The sequence below is a fragment of the Streptomyces sp. NBC_00667 genome, assembly GCF_036226825.1.
Lineage (GTDB): Bacteria > Actinomycetota > Actinomycetes > Streptomycetales > Streptomycetaceae > Streptomyces.
The window spans coordinates 6,415,726-6,432,542 of sequence record NZ_CP109022.1 but is presented as its reverse complement, the minus strand read 5'-3'; the positions used below and the strand labels follow the sequence as shown (position 1 = coordinate 6,432,542).

Genomic DNA, 16,817 nt, shown 5'->3' with positions numbered 1-16,817 from the left:
CGGTGCCCCGCGCCCCTCCGCCGAAAGGCCCGACACGTCATGCGCATCCTCGGAATCAACGCCCTCTTCCACGATCCGGCCGCCGCACTCGTCATCGACGGCCACATCGTCGCCGCCGCCGAGGAGGAACGTTTCTCCCGGCGTAAGCACGGCAAGCGCCCGGTGCCCTTCTCCGCCTGGGAACTGCCCGTACAAGCCGCTTCCTGGTGCCTGCACCGGGCCGGGCTGCGCCCCCAGGACCTCGACGCCGTGGCCTACTCCTTCGATCCGGCGCTCGCCCGGCCGGCCGCGGAGATGGGCCTGGACGATCCCTGGGACCACCTGCGGCTGACCTACGCACGCGAGGCGCCGGGCTTCTTGAGCAGCGCCCTGCCCGGGCTCGACCCCGCCCTCGTCAGGTTCGTGCCGCACCACATGGCGCACGCCGCTTCCGCCGCGTTCGCCGCCTCCGGCGCCGAGACCTCCTCGGTGCTGGTCCTGGACGGGCGCGGAGAGCGGGCCTCGCACCTGGCGGCGCGCCGCATCCACGACCGGCTGGAGCCCTTGCACTCGCAGGAACTCCCGCACTCCCTGGGCCTGGTCTACGAGGAACTCACCGCCCACCTCGGGTTCCTGCGCTCGTCCGACGAGTTCAAGGTGATGGCCCTCGCCTCCCACGGCACCCCGCGGATGCTGGCGGAACTGCGCCGCCACGTCTACCCGACCGGCGACGGCGGGTTCCGCGCGAGCGGCGTCCCCTGGCACGAACTGTGCGCCCCCCGCGGGCCGGAGGAGCCGTGGACGCGCGACCACGCCGACGTCGCCGCCAGTGCGCAGGCCGCCTTGGAGGAGACGCTGCTGGACCTGGCGCGCTGGCTGCACGGCAAGACCCGCGACAGCGTCCTGACCCTGGCGGGCGGTGTGGCGCTGAACTGCGTCGCCAACTCCCGGATCGCCCGCGAGGGCCCCTTCGACCGGGTGTGGGTGCAGCCCGCCGCCGGTGACGCGGGGACCGCACTGGGCGGTGCGCTGCTGCTGGCCGCGGGCGCCGGGGACGAGCCGGAGCCGATGGCCGGCGCCGACCTGGGCCGCGACTGGTCCGACGCCGAGCTCGGCGCCTGGCTCAAGACGGCGGCGGTGCCCTTCGACCGGCCGCCGGACATCGCCGAGACCGTCGCGCGGGCGCTCGCGGACAACGCCGTCGTCGCCTGGTTCCAAGGGCGTTCGGAGTACGGGCCGCGGGCCCTCGGCCACCGTTCGCTGCTCGCTCACCCCGGACACGCGGGCAACCTGGAGCGGCTCAACGACGTGAAGGGGCGCGAGCAGTTCCGGCCCGTGGCGCCGATGGTGCTCGCCGAGCGGGCCGCGGAGATCTTCACCGGGCCCGTCCCCAGCCCGTACATGCTGTTCGTGCACGACGTGGCGCCCGAATGGCGCGAGCGGATCCCCGCCGTCGTGCACGTCGACGGCACCGCCCGCATCCAAACCGTGGACGCGGCGTACGAACCGCTGGTGGCACGGATGCTCGGCCACTTCGAGCGGCTCACGGGGTTGCCCGTGGTGGTCAACACCAGTCTGAACACGGCCGGACGGCCCATGGTGGACGATCCGCGCGACGCGCTGGAGTGCTTCGGCTCCTCCCCCGTCGACCTCCTCGCGATCGGGCCCTACGCGATCCGGCGCGGCTCGTTCTTCCGCACCGATGACCGCTCCGACGACGAAGGCTGGTCCCGATGACCGCGTACGCCCCTGCCCGGACGGCTCCGCCGTACGCCGTGGTCGTGCCCACCCTGGGCCGGCCGAGCCTGAGCCGCTGCCTGGAGGCACTGGCCGCCTCGGCCGGGCCCAAGCCGGTCCGGGTCGTCCTCGTGGACGACCGCCCCCGGCCCGGCGGCACCCCCCTGCCGGTCGAGGTCCCGGCGTCCTTGCGCGGCGTCACCGTGACCGTGCCCGGCGGCGGCCGCGGTCCGGCCGCCGCCCGCAACACGGGCCGCCGGGAGGCGGGCGATGTCGCGCACTGGATCGTCTTCCTCGACGACGACGTGCTGCCCGGGCCCGAGTGGGGCGAGGAACTGGCCCGCGACCTCGCGGCGGCCTCCGAGCGGACCGGCGGGATCTCGGCCCGGATAGCGGTGCCGCTGCCCGGCGACCGGCGCCCCACCGACTGGGAGCGCGGCACCGCGGGGCTGGCCACCGCGCGCTGGATCACCGCCGACATGGCCTACCGGCCCGAAGTCCTGGACGCCGTCGGCGGCTTCGACGAACGGTTCCGCCGGGCGTTCCGCGAGGACGCCGATCTGGCCCTGCGGGTCCTGGACGCCGGCTGGAGCCTGGACGAGGGCCTGCGCCGCACCACCCATCCGGTGCGCCCGGCCGACCGCTGGGTCTCCGTGCGCCAGCAGGCGGGCAACGCCGACGACGTCCTGATGAACCGGCTGCACGGCGGCGGCTGGTGGAGCCGGGCGAGCGCGCCCCGCGGGCGGCTGCCGCGCCACCTGCTGGTCACCGGCGCCGCCGCCGGGGCCGTGTCCTGCGCCGTCATCGGCAGACGCGGCGCCGCCGTCGCGTGCGCGGCCGGGTGGCTCGCGGGTACGGCCGAGTTCGCGGGGGCGCGGATCGCCCCCGGACCGCGGACCCGGCAGGAGGTGCTGTCCATGGCGGTGACCAGCGTGCTGATCCCGCCGGTGGCGACCTGGCACTGGCTGCGCGGGCAGTTGCGCCACCGCGGGGCGCTGCCGTGGCGGCCCCGGCCCGAGGCGGCGACCGCCAGGGCGCCGCACACACCGCTGCGGGAACGGGTGCCGCGATGACCCGGCCGCTTCCGCCCGGCCCCTGGCTGTTCGAGGCGTCCCCCCGGACCGGGGCGGGCCACGAGGCCGATCCGGGCCTGCCTCAGGCCGTGCTGTTCGACCGGGACGGCACCCTGGTCGCCGACGTGCCCTACAACGGCGACCCCGGGCGGGTGGCGCCCATGCCCACCGCCCGCGAGGCCGTGGCCGCCGTGCGCGCGCTCGGCATCCCGGTGGGTGTGGTCAGCAACCAGTCGGGCGTGGCCCGCGGCCTGCTGACGCGCCGTCAGGTGCTGGCGGTGCGCGAGCGGGTCGACGGACTGTTCGGGCCGTTCGCGGTGTGGGCGGTGTGCCCGCACGGCCCGCGCGACGCCTGCGCCTGCCGCAAGCCCGCTCCGGGCCTGGTGCTCGCCGCCTGCCGGTACCTCGGTGTGCCCCCCGAGCGGACCGTCGTCATCGGTGACATCGGGGCCGATGTGGAGGCGGCGCGCGCGGCCGGGGCCCGGGGAGTCCTCGTACCGACCGGGCGGACCCTGCCGCAGGAGGTCGCGGCGGCCGGCGAGACGGCGCCCGATCTGCTCGCGGCGGTCCGGCTGGTGCTGGGCGACCGCACCCCGGCGGTGGCGGCGCCCGGCCCGGGGAGCGCCCCGTGAGCGGGCCGCGCACGCTGGTCGTGCGGCTGGACAGCGCGGGCGACGTGCTGCTGGCCGGGCCGGCCGTGCGGGCGGTCGCGGCGGGGTCCTCCTACACCGCGATGCTCTGCGGGCCGCTCGGTGAGCCGGCCGCCCGGATCCTGCCGGGCGTGGACGACGTCCTGGTCTACGACGCCCCCTGGGTCGGGCTGGAACCCGCCCCGGCCGGCCACCGGGAGTGCGCCGGGCTGCTGGAGGCGGTCGCGGCCGGCCGGTTCGACAGGGCGCTGATCCTGGTCTCCTACCACCAGAGCCCGCTGCCGGCGGCCCTGCTGCTGAAACTGGCGGGCGTCCCCTGGGCCGCCGCCGACTGCGAGGACTACCCCGGTTCCCTGCTGGACCTGCGTCACCGGCGCCTGCCGCACCGGCACGAGGCGCTGGCCGCTCTGGACCTGGCCCGGGACTGCGGGTTCGCGCTGCCGCGGGGCGACGACGGGGCGCTGCGCGTGCGCACCCCTCCCGACACCGCGCACCTGACCGGGCCGGAGCCCTACGTGGTGCTGCACCCCGGAGCGGCCGCCCCGGCCCGGTCGTGGACCGCCCCGCGGGCGGCGCGGGCCGCCGAGGCGCTCAGCGGCGCGGGCTACCGGCTGGTGGTCACCGGCAGCCGGGCCGAGAAGGACCTGACCGCCAAGGTGGCGGGCGGCCACGCACTGGACCTCGGCGGCGTCACCGCCGATCTGGCGGAGCTGGCGGGCGTCCTCGCGGGCGCCCGGGTCGTGCTCACCGGCAACACCGGTCCCGCGCACCTCGCGGCGGCGGCGGGCACCCCCGTCGCCTGCCTGTTCGCGCCGGTGGTTCCCGCCGAGCGCTGGCGTCCGTACGGCGTGCCGCACGTACTGCTGGGCGACCAGGGGGCCCGCTGCGCGCAGACCCGGGCCCGCCGGTGTCCGGTGGAGGGCCACCCCTGCCTGGACGGTGTGAGCGACGTGGAGGTGCTGGCGGCGGTGGCGACGCTGGGCGGCGGAACGGCACAGGGGACACAGCCGGCCCGGCCGGGCGGCTCATCCGAAACGGAGCGAGGAGCGAGGGTATGAACATCCTGCTGTGGCACGTGCACGGGTCCTGGACCACCGCCTTCGTCCAGGGGCCGCACACGTATCTGGTGCCCGTGACCCCGGGGCGCGACCCGGACGGTCTGGGGCGGGCCCGCACCTTCTCCTGGCCGGACTCGGTCAAGGAGGTGACGCCCGGGGAACTCCGCGACAGCCCCGTGGACCTGGTCGTCCTCCAGCGGCCGCACGAGGCGGAGCTCGCCCAACGCTGGCTGGGCGGCCGCCGCCCGGGCCGGGACGTGCCGGCCGTCTACCTGGAGCACAACGCGCCCGACGGGGAGGTCCCCTGCACCCGGCACCCCTTCGCCGACCGCGACGACCTGACCCTCGTCCACGTCACGCACTTCAACCGGCTGTTCTGGGACAGCGGCTCCACCCGGACCGAGGTGGTCGAACACGGGATCGTCGACCCGGGACACCTGTACTCGGGCCACCTCCCCCGGGCCGCCGTCGTCGTCAACGACCCCGTGCGCAGAGGCCGCTACACCGGTACGGACCTGCTGGCCGCGCTCGGCGAAGCGGTGCCGCTCGACGTCTTCGGGATGCGCACGGAGGGCCTCGCCGACCACCTGGGCGTGCCGGCCGACCAGTGCCGCAGCGCCGACCTCCCCCAGCAGGCCCTGCACGAGGCGATGGCCGCGCGCCGGATGTACATCCACCCGGTGCGCTGGACCTCGCTGGGGCTCTCGCTCCTGGAGGCCATGCACCTGGGCATGCCCGTCGTCGCGCTGGCCACGACCGAGGTGGTGGAGGCCGTACCGCCCGGCACGGGAACGCTGTCGACCCGCCCCGAGGTGCTGGCGCGGGCCGCCCGGCTCTACCGGGAGGACCCGCAGGCAGCCGCCGAGGACGGCGCGCGGGCCCGCCAGGCCGTCCTGGAACGGTACGGACTCAAGCGCTTCCTGGCCGACTGGGAGCGCGTGATCACGGAGGTCTGCTCATGACGCCGCGCACGCGCCCCGCCGCGGGCAGTCTGTCCATCGCCCTGGTTTCCGAGCACGCGAGTCCCCTGGCCGCCCTGGGCGGAGTCGACGCGGGCGGCCAGAACGTGCACGTGGCCCGTCTGGCGGGGGCGCTCGCCGACCGCGGCCACCGGGTGACCGTGTACACCCGGTGGGACTCCAGGGACCTGCCGGTCACCACACCACTGCGGCCGGGCGTACTGGTCCACCACGTGCCGGCCGGACCGGCGGAGCAGCTGCCCAAGGACGAACTGCTCCCGCACATGCTGGAGTTCGCCCGCTACCTCGCGCTGGAGTGGCAGGAGCGGGGACCCGATGTGGTGCACTCCCACTTCTGGATGTCGGGGCTGGCCTCGCTCCAGGTCGCGCGTGAGCTGCGGCTGCCGCTGCTGCACACCTACCACGCGCTCGGCACGGTGAAGCGGCGCCACCAGGGCCACGCCGACCCCAGCCCGCCGGCCCGGATCTCCTGCGAGGTGCAGGTGGGGCTCGGCTGTGACCGGGTCGTGGCCACCTGCCGGGACGAGGTCGCGGAGCTGGCCGGCATGGGGGTGCCCACCGAGAAGGTGGACGTGGTGCCCTGCGGGGTGGATCCGCAGGAGTTCGCCCCCGAGGGCCCGGTCGCCGAGCGGGGCCCCCACCGGTACCGGCTGCTCCAGCTGGGCCGGCTGGTCCCCCGCAAGGGGGCCGCCGTCGCCATCACCGCCCTGGCCGGCCTGCCGGACGCGGAACTCGTCGTCGCGGGCGGCCCTCCGCCGGAGCGGGTCGACGCGGACCCGGAGGTCCGCAGGCTGCGGGACCTGGCGCGGACCGCCGGGGTCGGCGACCGGGTCCGCTTCACCGGCGGGGTGCCCAGCGCCGAGGTGCCGGCCCTGCTGCGCAGCGCCGACGTGGTGCTCTGCCCCGCGGACTACGAACCGTTCGGGATCGTTCCGTTGGAGGCCATGGCCTGCGGCCGGGCGGTCGTCGCCAGTGAGGTGGGCGGACAGCGCGACACCGTCGCCGACCGCGTCACCGGCCGGCTGGTGCCGCCCGGCGACGCGCGGGCCCTGACCGCGGCCGTCGCCGAGCTGCTTGCCGATCCCGCCCTGCGGGAGGCGTACGGTGCCGCGGGCCGGAGCCGGGTGATGAGCCGGTTCGGCTGGGCGAGCGTCGCCGCGGCCACCGAGGCGGCCTACCGCTCGGTGCTCAGCGCCCGCATGGCGGTGGCCCGAGCCCTCTGACGCCCCGTTCCCCGGTCGAGCTCCGCCTCGCTACCGCTCCGGCCGCGTGCCCGCCCTCGTTCCTCGGGCGGACCCGCAACCTGTGCTCCAGCTCGGCTGCGCTTCTCCACCCCATCCGGACCCCGACCGCGCACTACCGACTACCGAAGGAGGGACGGGTACGGCCGCGGCCCCCGGGCCGGGCCGGCGCCCGGCCGCCATGACCGATCACTTGGCACTCGACGGCGCGCACCGGCACTGCCAGTCGCTCCAGGACGCGCTGGACCGGCTGCGCAGCCACGGCCTCGGCCGGCTCGGAGACTGGGGCGCCCGGCTCGCGTCCGTACTGCCCGCGGGCGGGCGGCTGCTGGCCGCGGGCAACGGGGGCAGCGCCGCCCAGGCCCAGCACCTGACCGCCGAACTGGTGGGGCGCTACCGGCAGGAACGCCCGGCCTACTCGGCCATCGCCCTGCACGCGGAGACCTCCAGCGTCACCGCCATCGGCAACGACTACGGGTTCGACCAGGTGTTCGCCCGCCAGGTGGCGGCGCACGGCCGTCCGGGCGACGTCCTCGTACTGCTGTCCACCTCGGGCCGCAGCCCCAACCTCATCTCGGCCGCCATCGCCGGCCGCACCGCCGGCATGGAGGTGTGGGCGATGACCGGTCCCGGGCCCAACCCGCTGGCCGAGGCCGCGCACGAGGCGCTGCACGTCGACGCGCCCGCCACCGCCACCGTGCAGGAGACCCACCTCGTGGCGGTCCACCTGCTGTGCGAGGCCTTCGACTCCGCCGCCGCCACTCCCGGCGGTGCCCGTCCGGCGGCCCGCGGCCGCGACCGCGCCGCGGGGACGAAGCGGACCGGGGCGGTACCCGTCTTCCGGAGGCTGCCGTGAGCGGGCACCAGCCGCTCGTGGTGGTGGGCGACGCCCTGCTGGACGAGGACATCGAGGGCGTCTCCACCCGCATGTCCCCCGACGCGCCGGCGCCCGTCGTCGACGTCACGGGCGCACGGCGGCGGCCCGGCGGCGCGGGTCTCGCGGCCGCGCTGGCGGCGCGGGGCGGGCGCGAGGTGGTCCTGGTCACCGCGCTGGGCGAGGACGAGGCCAGCGCGACCGTACGCACCGCGCTGCGCGGGCGGGTCCATCTGGTGGAGATCCCCCTCGACGGCGACCTGCCGGTCAAGACCCGCGTCCTGGCCGGCGGGCGCCCCCTGGTCCGGATCGACCGCGGGGGAGGTACGCCCGGCGCCCCGGCCGGCGCGGTGCGCGAGGCCCTGGAGCAGGCCGGGACGGTACTCGTCGCCGACTACGGGCGCCGGACCGCCCGCGCCGTACGGGAGCTGCTGGAGGCGGTGGCCCCCCGGGTCCCGCTGGTGTGGGACCCGCACCCCAAGGGGGACGACCCGGTCCCCGGGGCCCGTCTGGTCACGCCGAACGCGGGCGAGACCCGGGCGCTGAGCGACATCGAGGGGGTCTCCCTGCGGGCGTACGCGCAGCGGGGCGAGGAGCTGGCGGGGCGGTGGCGCGCCGCGGCGGTGGCGGTGACCCTCGGCGAGCGCGGGGTGCTGCTGACGCGGCCCGGCGCGCAGACGCCGATGCTGGTCCCGGCGCCGTACCGCGCCGAGGGCGACCCGTGCGGCGCGGGCGACTGCTTCGCCGCCGCCACGGCGGCGGCGCTGGCCGACGGGGCGCTGCCGGAGGAGGCGGTGGAGCGGGGGGTGGCCGAGGCGGCCGCCTTCGTCGCGGCCGGCGGGGCGGGCAACCCTGCCCTGTGGCAGACCGGCGCCGCCGCGCCACGGCGGGCCCGGGAGCGGGACGCCTTCGCGCTGGCCCGCGAGGTCAGGGCGCGCGGCGGCACGGTGGTGGCCACGGGCGGCTGCTTCGACCTGCTGCACGCCGGGCACGTGGGGCTGCTGGAGAGCGCCCGGCGGATCGGCGACTGCCTGATCGTGTGCGTCAACTCCGACGCCTCGCTGGGCCGCCTCAAGGGGCCCGGGCGGCCGCTGAACCCGCTCGCGGACCGGATGCGGGTACTGGCGGCGCTCGGCAGCGTGGACGCGGTGGCGCCGTTCGAGGAGGACACCCCGGAGCGGCTGCTGGACCGGCTGCGGCCCGACGTGTGGGTCAAGGGCGGCGACTACTCGGCCGGGGAGCTCCCGGAGGCCGAGGTGCTGCGGCGGTGGGGCGGGCAGGCGGTGGTCCTGCCGTACCTCGACGGCCGCTCCACCACCTCACTCGCCCACCGGGCGGCCCGGGCCGCCCGGCCCGTGGCCCCGACGCCCTGACGTGTGCCCGCTTCCCCGGGAGGTCCCATGAGCCAGCACCTGCGCAACTCCCCCCACGGGAACCCGCCCCGGCCCGCGGTGCTCGTGCTGCGGGCGCTCGGGCTGGGGGACCTGCTGACCGCCGTGCCCTCGCTGCGGGCGCTGCGCGGCGCCCTGCCCGGCCGGGACATCGTGCTGGCGGCGCCCGCCCGGCTGGCGCAGGCCGCCGCGGCCACCGGACTGGTGGACCGGCTGCTGCCCGCCTCCGCGCCGGGCCGGGCGGTGCCCGACGCCCTGCCGTGGGAGGGGCCGCCGCCGGAGCTCGCCGTGGACCTGCACGGCAACGGCCCGCCGAGCCACCTGTTGCTCCAGGGTCTGGGGCCGCGGCGGCTGTTCGCCTACCGGCATCCCGAGACGCCGGACATCGAGGGCCCCGAGTGGCTGGCGGACGAGCACGAGCGGGAGCGCTGGTGCCGGCTCCTGGGCTGGTACGGGGTCCGGGCCGATCCCGAGGACCTGCGGATCCCCGCGCCGGACGGCCCGTCGCCGGCGGAGGGGGCCGTCGTCATCCATCCCGGTGCGGACGCCGGGGCCCGGCGGTGGCCCCTGGAGCGGTTCGCGTCCGTGGCGCGCACGCTGCGGGCATCAGGTGAGGAGGTCGTGGTGACGGCGGGCGCGGGCGAGGCGCGGCTGGCCGGGCGGGTGGCGCAGGAAGCGGGGCTGCCGCCCGGGGCGGTGCTGGGCGGAACGGGCGACGTGCCGTTCGCGGACCTGTGCGCGCTCGTGTCGCGGGCGCGCTGCCTGGTGGTGGGTGACACGGGTCTCGCTCATCTCGCGACGGCCCTGGGCACCCCGTCCGTGGTGCTGTTCGGGCCGGTGGCGCCCCGGCTGTGGGGGCCGCCGCCGAGCGCCCGGCACCGGATCCTGTGGCACCCGGGACCGGGTGAGGACGCCCTGCGCCCGGGCGACGCGCACGGCTCGCTGCCCGATCCCCGCCTGCTGCGCATCACCGTGGAGGAGGTCGTCGAGGCGGTACGGGGCCTGCCGGCCCCCACCCCGGCGGGCTGACCGCGTCAGGCCGCGGCCTCCAGGCCGGAGCGCACCGGCGTGAGCAGCGCGCCGGTCGCCGGGACCACGACCGGGCCGCTGCGCCGGCCGCGCAGCAGCAGACCCGCGGTCAGGACGGCGAAGACGACCAGGCCGCCCGCCACCAGGGCGCCCCGCACCCCGGCCAGCTCCATCAGCAGGCCGAGCGTCGGCGGCGCCGCCAGACCCCAGAGGGTCTTCACGCTGCTCCAGACGCCGAGCACGCGCCCGCGCATGTGGGCGGGCGGGTCGGTCTGCAGGACGGTGGTCCCGGCCGTCTCCGACACCGACTCGGCCACCGCCATCGGCAGGACGAGCACCAGCAGCACGGCGAGCGAGGGCGACAGCCCGGCCAGTACCTGGAGCAGCGCCCCGCCGGCGGCCAGCACGCCGACGAAGCGCACCGTGGGCTTGCGCAGCCGGGCGCCGAGCACCGCGCCCAGGATGCCGCCGACGGCCAGCACGGTGGAGACCGTGCCGAAGGCCGCGGCGTCACCCGCGAGGGGACCGGTGACGAGCACGACGAGGGTCAGGCCGTAGTTGCGCCCCAGCAGGGCGCTGAGGCCGCTGATGCCCGCGAGGGCCACCAGCCGGGGCCGGCGCAGGAAGAACATCAGGCCCTCGCGGGCGCTCATGCCCTCCGCGGCGTCCTGGCCCCTCGGCGCGGCGGGAGCGGCGGGCGGTTCGGCGGCGGGGCCGCTCTGCCGGGCCGCCTTGAGGAAGGGGATGACGGCGGCGACGAACAGGAAGGAGACGCCGTTCGCGGCGTAGGCGGCGCCGGTGCCGAGGACGGCGACCGTGACCCCGGCGAGGGCGGCTCCCGCCAGCCGTCCGGCGTTGTGCACGAGGGAGCCGACCCCGATGGCGGAGGGGACGTCCTCCGTACGGACGAGGTCGTTGCCGAGCAGGGCGCAGGCCGGGCCGTCGACGGTGGCGATGAGCCCGGTGGTGGCGGAGAGCACCATGAGGACGGCCAGGTTGAGCTGGTCGAACGCCACGAGGAACGCGGTCAGGAACGCGACGGCGCCCAGCAGTGCCTGGCTGACGGCCGCGGTCAGTTTGCGGGGCCAGCGGTCCACGGCGGCCCCGCCGACGAGGCCCATCAGCAGGCCGGGGGCCGCCTGGACGGACATGGACAGTCCGGTGGCGGCCGCGGAACCCGTGATCTGGAGCACCAGCAGGTTCTGGACCGTCAGCTGCATCCACGTTCCGGCGTTGGAGACGAAGTTCGCGACGGACCACCAGCGCATGCTGCGGTAGCGCAGGCAACGCCACGGCGAGCGGGAGGCGGACGGGGAGGCGGGGGAGGCGTCGGGCGCGGGGCGGGGGCCGGGCACCTGGGGCGTCGTGGAGGAGGGCACAGTCGTTTCTTCGCGGGAGCAGCCCGGGGCTCGGCAGGCTGGGGGTGGAGTGGCCGGGTGGGACGGCCGGGGCGGCGGTCGCCGGGGGCGGCGGTTCGGGCGGGTGCGCGCGAGCCGCGCGGCCGGCGCACCGGCCCAGGCGGTGCTGCGGCGCTGGCGGTGCGGTCCCGACGGAACATCGTGGCAGACACGGGCCCCCGCCGGGGTGTCAGCCGGCTCCCCCGGCGGCCGTGCACGGCCGACTCCCCTGCCCCGTAAGGCCCGTGGACTGCTGGTGGGTTTCATCACAGGAACCGCTTCTCCCCGCGGGGTGCCCCGCGCTGTGGCAGGGGTCACCGGCGCTCCTGCCGCAGGCGGCCTAGTCCGGCGTGCCCGGCGGAAGGCTCGCGCCCACAGTGGGAGACGACAGGCGACCGGCCGCTCACTCAGCGCGACCGGTACCGGGCGAGGAAGGGCAGGAGATGGAGAGTCGGGTGCAGGTCGATCTTCACGGCAAGCGGGCGCTGGTGACGGGTGGGGCGCGCGGGCTGGGCGCCTCGATCGCCCGGCGCCTGGCGGCCGCGGGAGCGTCCGTCCTGGTGGCGGACGTGCGCAAGGACCTGGCGCAGGAGCTGTGCGCCGACCTCATGGTGACCGGCGGCGAGGCCCGCTTCGTGGAGCTGGACGTCTGTGACGCGGGGGCGGTCGCGGCGCTGTTCCGCGATCTCGACGAGGACGGGCAGACGCTGGACGTCCTGGTGAACAACGCCGCCGTGGACGTCTCCAAGCCCATCGAGCACCTGACGGCGCCGGAGGTGACCCGGGTGGTCACCACGAACCTGCTCGGGCCGATGTACCTGTGCCTGGAGGTCTACCGGCGCATGGTGGCCCGGGGCGGCGGCCACATCGTCAACATCCTCTCCACCGCGTCCAACCGCACCTGGACGGAGGCGGGCCCGTACTCGGCGAGCAAGTCCGGGCTGCGGGCGTTCACGCACACCCTGTTCAAGGAGGCCCAGCGGGACTGTCCGGGGATCGGTGTCACCGGCGTCATCGCGGGAGGGATGGAGACCCCGTTCATCATGGAGCGCTTCCCGGACGCCGACGTGTCGATGCTCCAGAGCCCCGACGTCGTCGCCGACACCGTGCTGTACGCGCTGTCGGCGCCCGTCGGGAGCGTGGTCGGCGAGCTGGTGGTGGTGCCGCGCCTGGAGCCCTCCTGGCCGTGAGCGGCCGGTGCGGGGCGGATCAGCCCTCCACGCCGGTGGCGTCGTGCGAGGCTCCCACGGGCTTGGACTCGGGGGATCCGCGCTGGCGCAGGTAGATGGAGAGGATGGCCATGGACGCCACGGCCAGGAACTCCGACTGCCAGTTCTGCAGGGTCCGCGACCAGAAGTCCGCCGAGGCCACGTACTGGTGCCAGGCGATGGGGTCCTGGAGGTCGCGCAGCTGCTGCTCGTCGTAGGCGGCGGTGCCGGCGATGGACTGGGCGAGCCAGGAGAGCAGGAAGAGCAGGGCCATGACGATGCCCAGGGACCGCGAGTACACGCCTTCGCGCCATCCCGCCACGCCGGCCCAGCGGGGCGACTGCGCGTCGGCGTGGCGGCCCGTCTTCTGTTCCGCGTCCGATTCCGTGCCGGCTTTGTGCAGTTCCTTGGACTCCGGTGAGCCGCGCTGCACCAGCCACACGGTGGCGAAGATGAAGAGGAAGAACTGCAGGTACTCGGACTGCCAGTTCTCCGTCACGTCGACCGCGAAGTCGGAGGACGCCAGGTAGGCGAGGAACCCGACCTGCTGGAGGCCGTCGGTGGCGAGCTGGTTGTCGAAGTCGGCCCAGCCCGCCAGGGCCTGGCCGACCAGGGCGAGCAGGAAGGCGGACCCGAACGCCAGAGTGAGCGAATTCTCCCGGACGAAGCGGCGCATACCCACGACTCCTCCACTATCCCGGCGGAACACGACCGAGCGAGGTCACCGGTGCATCAGACCCAGGGCGCTGAAGTAGACGACCCCGCCCGCCACCACGAGCAGACACAGCACGAACAGGGTGCGCATCGCCCTCATCCGCCCTTCACAGTGCACTTGTACGGCTGTCCCTGCCGGGGTTCGCAGCCCGCGGCGACGACCTTCCAGCCGTGGTCGAACTGGGACAGGAACAGGGTGTCGCCCGGTCCGACGACCTGCGCCTGGCGGCCGTACACCGTGACGCGTACCGGGCTGCCGACGCCCGGCAGGGACAGGCCCGGGACGGCGTCCGCGCAGCCCTTGCCCTCGGAGTCCTCCACCTCCTCGCGGGTCTGGGGTGCGAGGCGGGAGCACACGCCCGCGAAATCCTTCGCGGCCAGGGCCTTTTCGAAGCCCGTGACGGCCGCTCGCGCGTCGTCCTGCCTGACCCCGGGCGTACCGCAACCGCTCAGCAGGCCGGTGGCGAGGAGGGCGACGCCCACCAGTGCGGCGGGGGCCGCCCCGTGGGGGCGGGCCGCCCTCTTCGCGTACGCCGTGCGTGAAGCGGCCATGTTGCTCCGCTACCCGCTTCCCGGCCGCTTACGCTTTCCACCCGTATCAGCCTATACATCCCTACGCATGCCTTTCGTGGGAGGGGGTAACCGCCGATCATTGGCGGTCCCTCAGGGCCCCGGAACGCGTGCAGGAAGGGCAGCACCATGGGATGGGCATCGTGGACGACGAACTCGGTCGCCGCAGGGCCGGGCGGTGTCGAGACGCAGGAGGCGGGCGCCTTGACGGGAACCGTCGACGTCCACACGAGCTGGACCGACGGGCGCGCCCGGGTCACCGTCCGGCGCACCGGCGAGGCGCAGTGGTTCACCGTGGCCGGCAGCCCCGCCACCTGCCCGTCGGGATACCAGAGCCGCCTGCTGCACGACCGTGTCGTCGGGGCCGTCCGCGCGGGCGGCGGGGCAGGCGTTCTGGGGCGCCCGCCGGACCGTCGCGCCTGGTACGAGGCCCCCGGCCCCCGGCCCAGCGCCGCCTGAGCCGCGGGCCCGACTCCCCCTCCAAGACCCGAGCCCCCCAGACCCGCCCCGCGCAGGACACCCCAACGCAGTACTTCCCTACGCAGGACCCCCCTCGCAAGACACACCGGACCGGAAGGCACATCCTCAATGGTTCAGAAGAAGGCGAAGAAGGCGATCGTGGCGAAGAAGAGCGCTCCGAGGACCTCCCCGGTCCGACCGGCCGGCGTGCCCGCGGAGGCGGACGGCGCTCCCGGCCGCCCGGCACCCGAGTCCCCGGCGTTCGACGAACCGACCGCGCCCCGGGAGCCGCTGCCGCCCAAGGCCGACCAGAGCGGTCCGGACACCTTCACCCCCACCGGGCAGGCGACCGGCGTCCCCCGGGACGCGGTGGCGCAGACCGGCGCGTACCTGACGACCGCGCAGGGCGCCCGCCTCTACGACACGGACCACTCGCTCAAGGCCGGGGCGCGGGGCCCGGTCCTGCTCCAGGACCACCACCTGCGCGAGAAGATCACCCATTTCGACCACGAGCGCATCCCCGAGCGCGTGGTGCACGCCCGCGGCGCCGGCGCCCACGGCGTGTTCCAGGCGTACGGGACGGCCGCGCGGATCACCAAGGCGGCCTTCCTGGCGAAGGGCGCCGAGACCGAGGTCTTCGTACGGTTCTCCACCGTGCTCGGCTCACGCGGATCCGCCGACACCGTCCGCGACACCCGGGGCTTCGCGACGAAGTTCTACACCCCCGAGGGCACCTTCGACCTGGTGGGCAACAACATCCCGGTCTTCTTCATCCAGGACGCCGTGAAGTTCCCGGACGTCATCCACGCCGCGAAGCCGCATCCCGACCGTGAGATCCCGCAGGCGCAGAGCGCGCACGACACCTTCTGGGACTTCGTGTCCCTGCACACCGAGGCCACGCACCACACCCTGTGGAACATGTCGGACCGCGGGATCCCCCGCTCCTACCGGATGATGGAGGGCTTCGGCGTCCACACCTTCCGGCTGGTCAACGCCAAGGGAGCGACCACCCTGGTGAAGTTCCACTGGAAGCCGAAACTGGGCGTGCACTCCCAGGTCTGGGAGGAGGCGCAGATCACGGCCGGCGCCGACCCCGACTTCCACCGGCGCGACCTCGCCGACGCCATCGAGTCCGGGGCCTACCCGCAGTGGGAACTGGGCGTCCAGACCTTCCCCGACACCCCCGACCAGATGTTCGAGGGGATCGACCTGCTGGACCCGACGAAGATCGTGCCGGAGGAGCTCGCGCCGGTCCAGCCGATCGGCGTGATGACGCTCAACCGCAACCCGTCGAACTTCTTCGCCGAGACGGAGCAGGTCGCCTTCCACCCCGGTCACCTGGTGCCCGGGATCGACCTCACGGACGACCCGCTGCTGGCCGGCCGGCTCTTCTCGTACCTCGACACGCAGATCAGCCGGCTCGGCGGCCCCAACTTCGCCCAGATCCCCGTCAACCGGCCGCACGCCCCGGTCAACGACATGCTGCGCGACGGCATGCACCAGACCGCCGTGCACTCAGGGACGGCCCCCTACCGGCCCAACTCCCTCGACGGAGGCTGCCCGTTCCTCGCCGGGGCCGACACCGGCGCCTTCATCGAGGTTCCCGTCGAGACTCCCGCGGCGCGCAAGGTCCGCGAGGCGCCCGAGTCGTTCGCCGACCACTTCCGCCAGCCCCGGCTGTTCTGGCTGAGCATGACGCCCGTCGAGCGGGAACACATCATCGCGGCCTACACGTTCGAGCTGAGCAAGTGCTACGAGCCCACCATCAGGCAGCGCGTGCTGAGCGTACTCGCCAACATCGACTCCGAGCTGTGCGAACAGGTCGCCGCGGGCCTCGGGCTGCCGGCCCCGGCCGCCACGGAGCCGCTCGCCGAACTCGAACCGAGCCCCGCGCTCTCCCAGGTCGGGCAGACCTGGCCGCTGGACGGGCGGGTCATCGGCATCGTCACCGGACCGGACGGCGACGTGAAGGCGCTGCGCGCGCTGCGCCAGAGCGTGCTCGACTCCGGCATGGTCCCCCTGGTCATCGCGCCGACCCCCGCGCCCCTGGGCACCGGCAAGAACGCCGTGACCGTACAGCGCACCTTCGCCAACGCCCGCTCCGTGGAGTTCGACGCCCTGCTCGTGGCGGGCGCCCCGGCCGCGGGCGCGGACGCGAAGGGCCCGCGGGACGCCAAGGCCGGTGCGAAGAAGACCGGGCGCAAGGCGGCCGCGGCGAGCGCCCCGGGCACCGACCCCCGGGTGCTCCTGCTCGTCTCGGAGGCCTTCCGGCACGCGAAGGCGATCGCCGGCTGGGACGGAGCCGAGTCCGTGTGGCAGGAGGCGGGCCTGCCAGCCGGCGCGCCCGGCCTGGTCACCGCCAAGAACGGCCCGGCGGCCCTGTCCGAGGTCATCGGGCTGCTGGGTACCCACCGCGTCTGGGAGCGCTTCCCGGCGTCCGCCTGAGGGCTGCCGCAG

15 protein-coding genes are annotated in these 16,817 nt (G+C 75.6%); 12 read left to right on the top strand and 3 right to left on the bottom strand.

What is annotated here, in order from left to right; all coding sequences use genetic code 11:
• The first annotated feature begins 39 nt into the window (after window positions 1–39).
• From OHA81_RS29085 to OHA81_RS29045, 9 genes are all read left to right on the top strand, one after another.
• Window positions 40–1,716 carry a carbamoyltransferase family protein gene (locus OHA81_RS29085; protein ID WP_329200786.1) on the top strand — a complete coding sequence of 559 codons (1,677 nt, stop codon included), beginning with the start codon at window positions 40–42 and terminating at the stop codon, window positions 1,714–1,716.
• Window positions 1,713–2,789, top strand: coding sequence for a glycosyltransferase family 2 protein (locus tag OHA81_RS29080; RefSeq protein WP_329200784.1), 1,077 nt, complete (start codon window positions 1,713–1,715; stop codon window positions 2,787–2,789). Before OHA81_RS29085 ends, OHA81_RS29080 begins: the two co-directional genes overlap by 4 nt.
• Window positions 2,786–3,421 (top strand): D-glycero-alpha-D-manno-heptose-1,7-bisphosphate 7-phosphatase, encoded by a 636-nt coding sequence (locus OHA81_RS29075; RefSeq protein WP_329200782.1) that lies wholly within the window; start codon window positions 2,786–2,788, stop codon window positions 3,419–3,421. Before OHA81_RS29080 ends, OHA81_RS29075 begins: the two co-directional genes overlap by 4 nt.
• Window positions 3,418–4,497 carry a glycosyltransferase family 9 protein gene (locus tag OHA81_RS29070; protein ID WP_329200780.1) on the top strand — a complete coding sequence of 360 codons (1,080 nt, stop codon included), beginning with the start codon at window positions 3,418–3,420 and terminating at the stop codon, window positions 4,495–4,497. Before OHA81_RS29075 ends, OHA81_RS29070 begins: the two co-directional genes overlap by 4 nt.
• The gene (locus OHA81_RS29065) at window positions 4,494–5,459 is read left to right on the top strand and encodes a glycosyltransferase (RefSeq protein ID WP_329200779.1); all 966 of its coding nucleotides are present in this window, start codon (window positions 4,494–4,496) and stop codon (window positions 5,457–5,459) included. The genes OHA81_RS29070 and OHA81_RS29065 overlap by 4 nt, the downstream gene beginning before the upstream one ends.
• Window positions 5,456–6,700: a glycosyltransferase gene (locus tag OHA81_RS29060; RefSeq protein WP_329200777.1), complete on the top strand. Its 1,245-nt coding sequence runs from the start codon at window positions 5,456–5,458 to the stop codon at window positions 6,698–6,700. Before OHA81_RS29065 ends, OHA81_RS29060 begins: the two co-directional genes overlap by 4 nt.
• Window positions 6,701–6,899: 199 nt before the next feature.
• A complete protein-coding gene (locus OHA81_RS29055; protein WP_329200775.1) occupies window positions 6,900–7,574 on the top strand; it encodes a D-sedoheptulose-7-phosphate isomerase in 675 nt (224 codons plus the stop codon).
• Entirely contained in the window at window positions 7,571–8,965 is a 1,395-nt protein-coding gene (gene rfaE2, locus OHA81_RS29050) for a D-glycero-beta-D-manno-heptose 1-phosphate adenylyltransferase (RefSeq protein WP_329200773.1), read from the top strand. The genes OHA81_RS29055 and rfaE2 overlap by 4 nt, the downstream gene beginning before the upstream one ends.
• A 27-nt stretch (window positions 8,966–8,992) precedes the next feature.
• Complete coding sequence (locus tag OHA81_RS29045; RefSeq protein WP_329200771.1) at window positions 8,993–10,012, top strand: glycosyltransferase family 9 protein; 1,020 nt, start codon at window positions 8,993–8,995, stop codon at window positions 10,010–10,012.
• A gap of 5 nt (window positions 10,013–10,017) precedes the next feature.
• Here the strand turns inward: OHA81_RS29045 and OHA81_RS29040 are convergent, their stop codons facing one another.
• Window positions 10,018–11,280, bottom strand: a complete 1,263-nt coding sequence (locus OHA81_RS29040) for an MFS transporter (RefSeq protein WP_443056802.1) — start codon at window positions 11,278–11,280, stop codon at window positions 10,018–10,020.
• Window positions 11,281–11,864: 584 nt separating this feature from the next.
• Between OHA81_RS29040 and OHA81_RS29035 the strand changes: the two genes are divergently transcribed.
• A complete protein-coding gene (locus tag OHA81_RS29035) occupies window positions 11,865–12,599 on the top strand; it encodes an SDR family oxidoreductase (protein ID WP_329200768.1) in 735 nt (244 codons plus the stop codon).
• 19 nt (window positions 12,600–12,618) lie between these two features.
• Here the strand turns inward: OHA81_RS29035 and OHA81_RS29030 are convergent, their stop codons facing one another.
• Together OHA81_RS29030 and OHA81_RS29025 are read right to left on the bottom strand one after the other, a co-directional pair.
• Window positions 12,619–13,293 (bottom strand): DUF6766 family protein, encoded by a 675-nt coding sequence (locus OHA81_RS29030; protein WP_329200766.1) that lies wholly within the window; start codon window positions 13,291–13,293, stop codon window positions 12,619–12,621.
• 134 nt (window positions 13,294–13,427) lie between these two features.
• On the bottom strand, window positions 13,428–13,883 hold the full coding sequence (locus tag OHA81_RS29025; protein ID WP_329200764.1) for a hypothetical protein: 456 nt from the start codon (window positions 13,881–13,883) through the stop codon (window positions 13,428–13,430).
• 147 nt (window positions 13,884–14,030) lie between these two features.
• Here OHA81_RS29025 and OHA81_RS29020 point away from each other — a divergent pair, with 147 nt between their 5' ends.
• Window positions 14,031–14,360 carry a hypothetical protein gene (locus OHA81_RS29020; RefSeq protein WP_329200762.1) on the top strand — a complete coding sequence of 110 codons (330 nt, stop codon included), beginning with the start codon at window positions 14,031–14,033 and terminating at the stop codon, window positions 14,358–14,360.
• 129 nt (window positions 14,361–14,489) lie between these two features.
• Entirely contained in the window at window positions 14,490–16,805 is a 2,316-nt protein-coding gene (locus OHA81_RS29015) for a catalase (protein WP_329200760.1), read from the top strand.
• The last annotated feature ends 12 nt before the right edge of the window (window positions 16,806–16,817 follow it).

Excerpts from the sequence above, each read along its gene's own strand:
- OHA81_RS29085 (WP_329200786.1), top strand. The coding sequence starts at position 40 with ATGCGCATCCTCGGAATCAACGCCCTCTTCCACGATCCGGCCGCCGCA.
- OHA81_RS29080 (WP_329200784.1), top strand. The coding sequence starts at position 1,713 with ATGACCGCGTACGCCCCTGCCCGGACGGCTCCGCCGTACGCCGTGGTC.
- OHA81_RS29075 (WP_329200782.1), top strand. The coding sequence starts at position 2,786 with ATGACCCGGCCGCTTCCGCCCGGCCCCTGGCTGTTCGAGGCGTCCCCC.
- OHA81_RS29065 (WP_329200779.1), top strand. The coding sequence starts at position 4,494 with ATGAACATCCTGCTGTGGCACGTGCACGGGTCCTGGACCACCGCCTTC.
- OHA81_RS29060 (WP_329200777.1), top strand. The coding sequence starts at position 5,456 with ATGACGCCGCGCACGCGCCCCGCCGCGGGCAGTCTGTCCATCGCCCTG.
- OHA81_RS29055 (WP_329200775.1), top strand. The coding sequence starts at position 6,900 with ATGACCGATCACTTGGCACTCGACGGCGCGCACCGGCACTGCCAGTCG.
- OHA81_RS29045 (WP_329200771.1), top strand. The coding sequence starts at position 8,993 with ATGAGCCAGCACCTGCGCAACTCCCCCCACGGGAACCCGCCCCGGCCC.
- OHA81_RS29040 (WP_443056802.1), bottom strand. The coding sequence starts at position 11,280 with ATGCGCTGGTGGTCCGTCGCGAACTTCGTCTCCAACGCCGGAACGTGG.
- OHA81_RS29030 (WP_329200766.1), bottom strand. The coding sequence starts at position 13,293 with ATGCGCCGCTTCGTCCGGGAGAATTCGCTCACTCTGGCGTTCGGGTCC.
- OHA81_RS29025 (WP_329200764.1), bottom strand. The coding sequence starts at position 13,883 with ATGGCCGCTTCACGCACGGCGTACGCGAAGAGGGCGGCCCGCCCCCAC.
- OHA81_RS29020 (WP_329200762.1), top strand. The coding sequence starts at position 14,031 with ATGGGATGGGCATCGTGGACGACGAACTCGGTCGCCGCAGGGCCGGGC.
- OHA81_RS29015 (WP_329200760.1), top strand. The coding sequence starts at position 14,490 with ATGGTTCAGAAGAAGGCGAAGAAGGCGATCGTGGCGAAGAAGAGCGCT.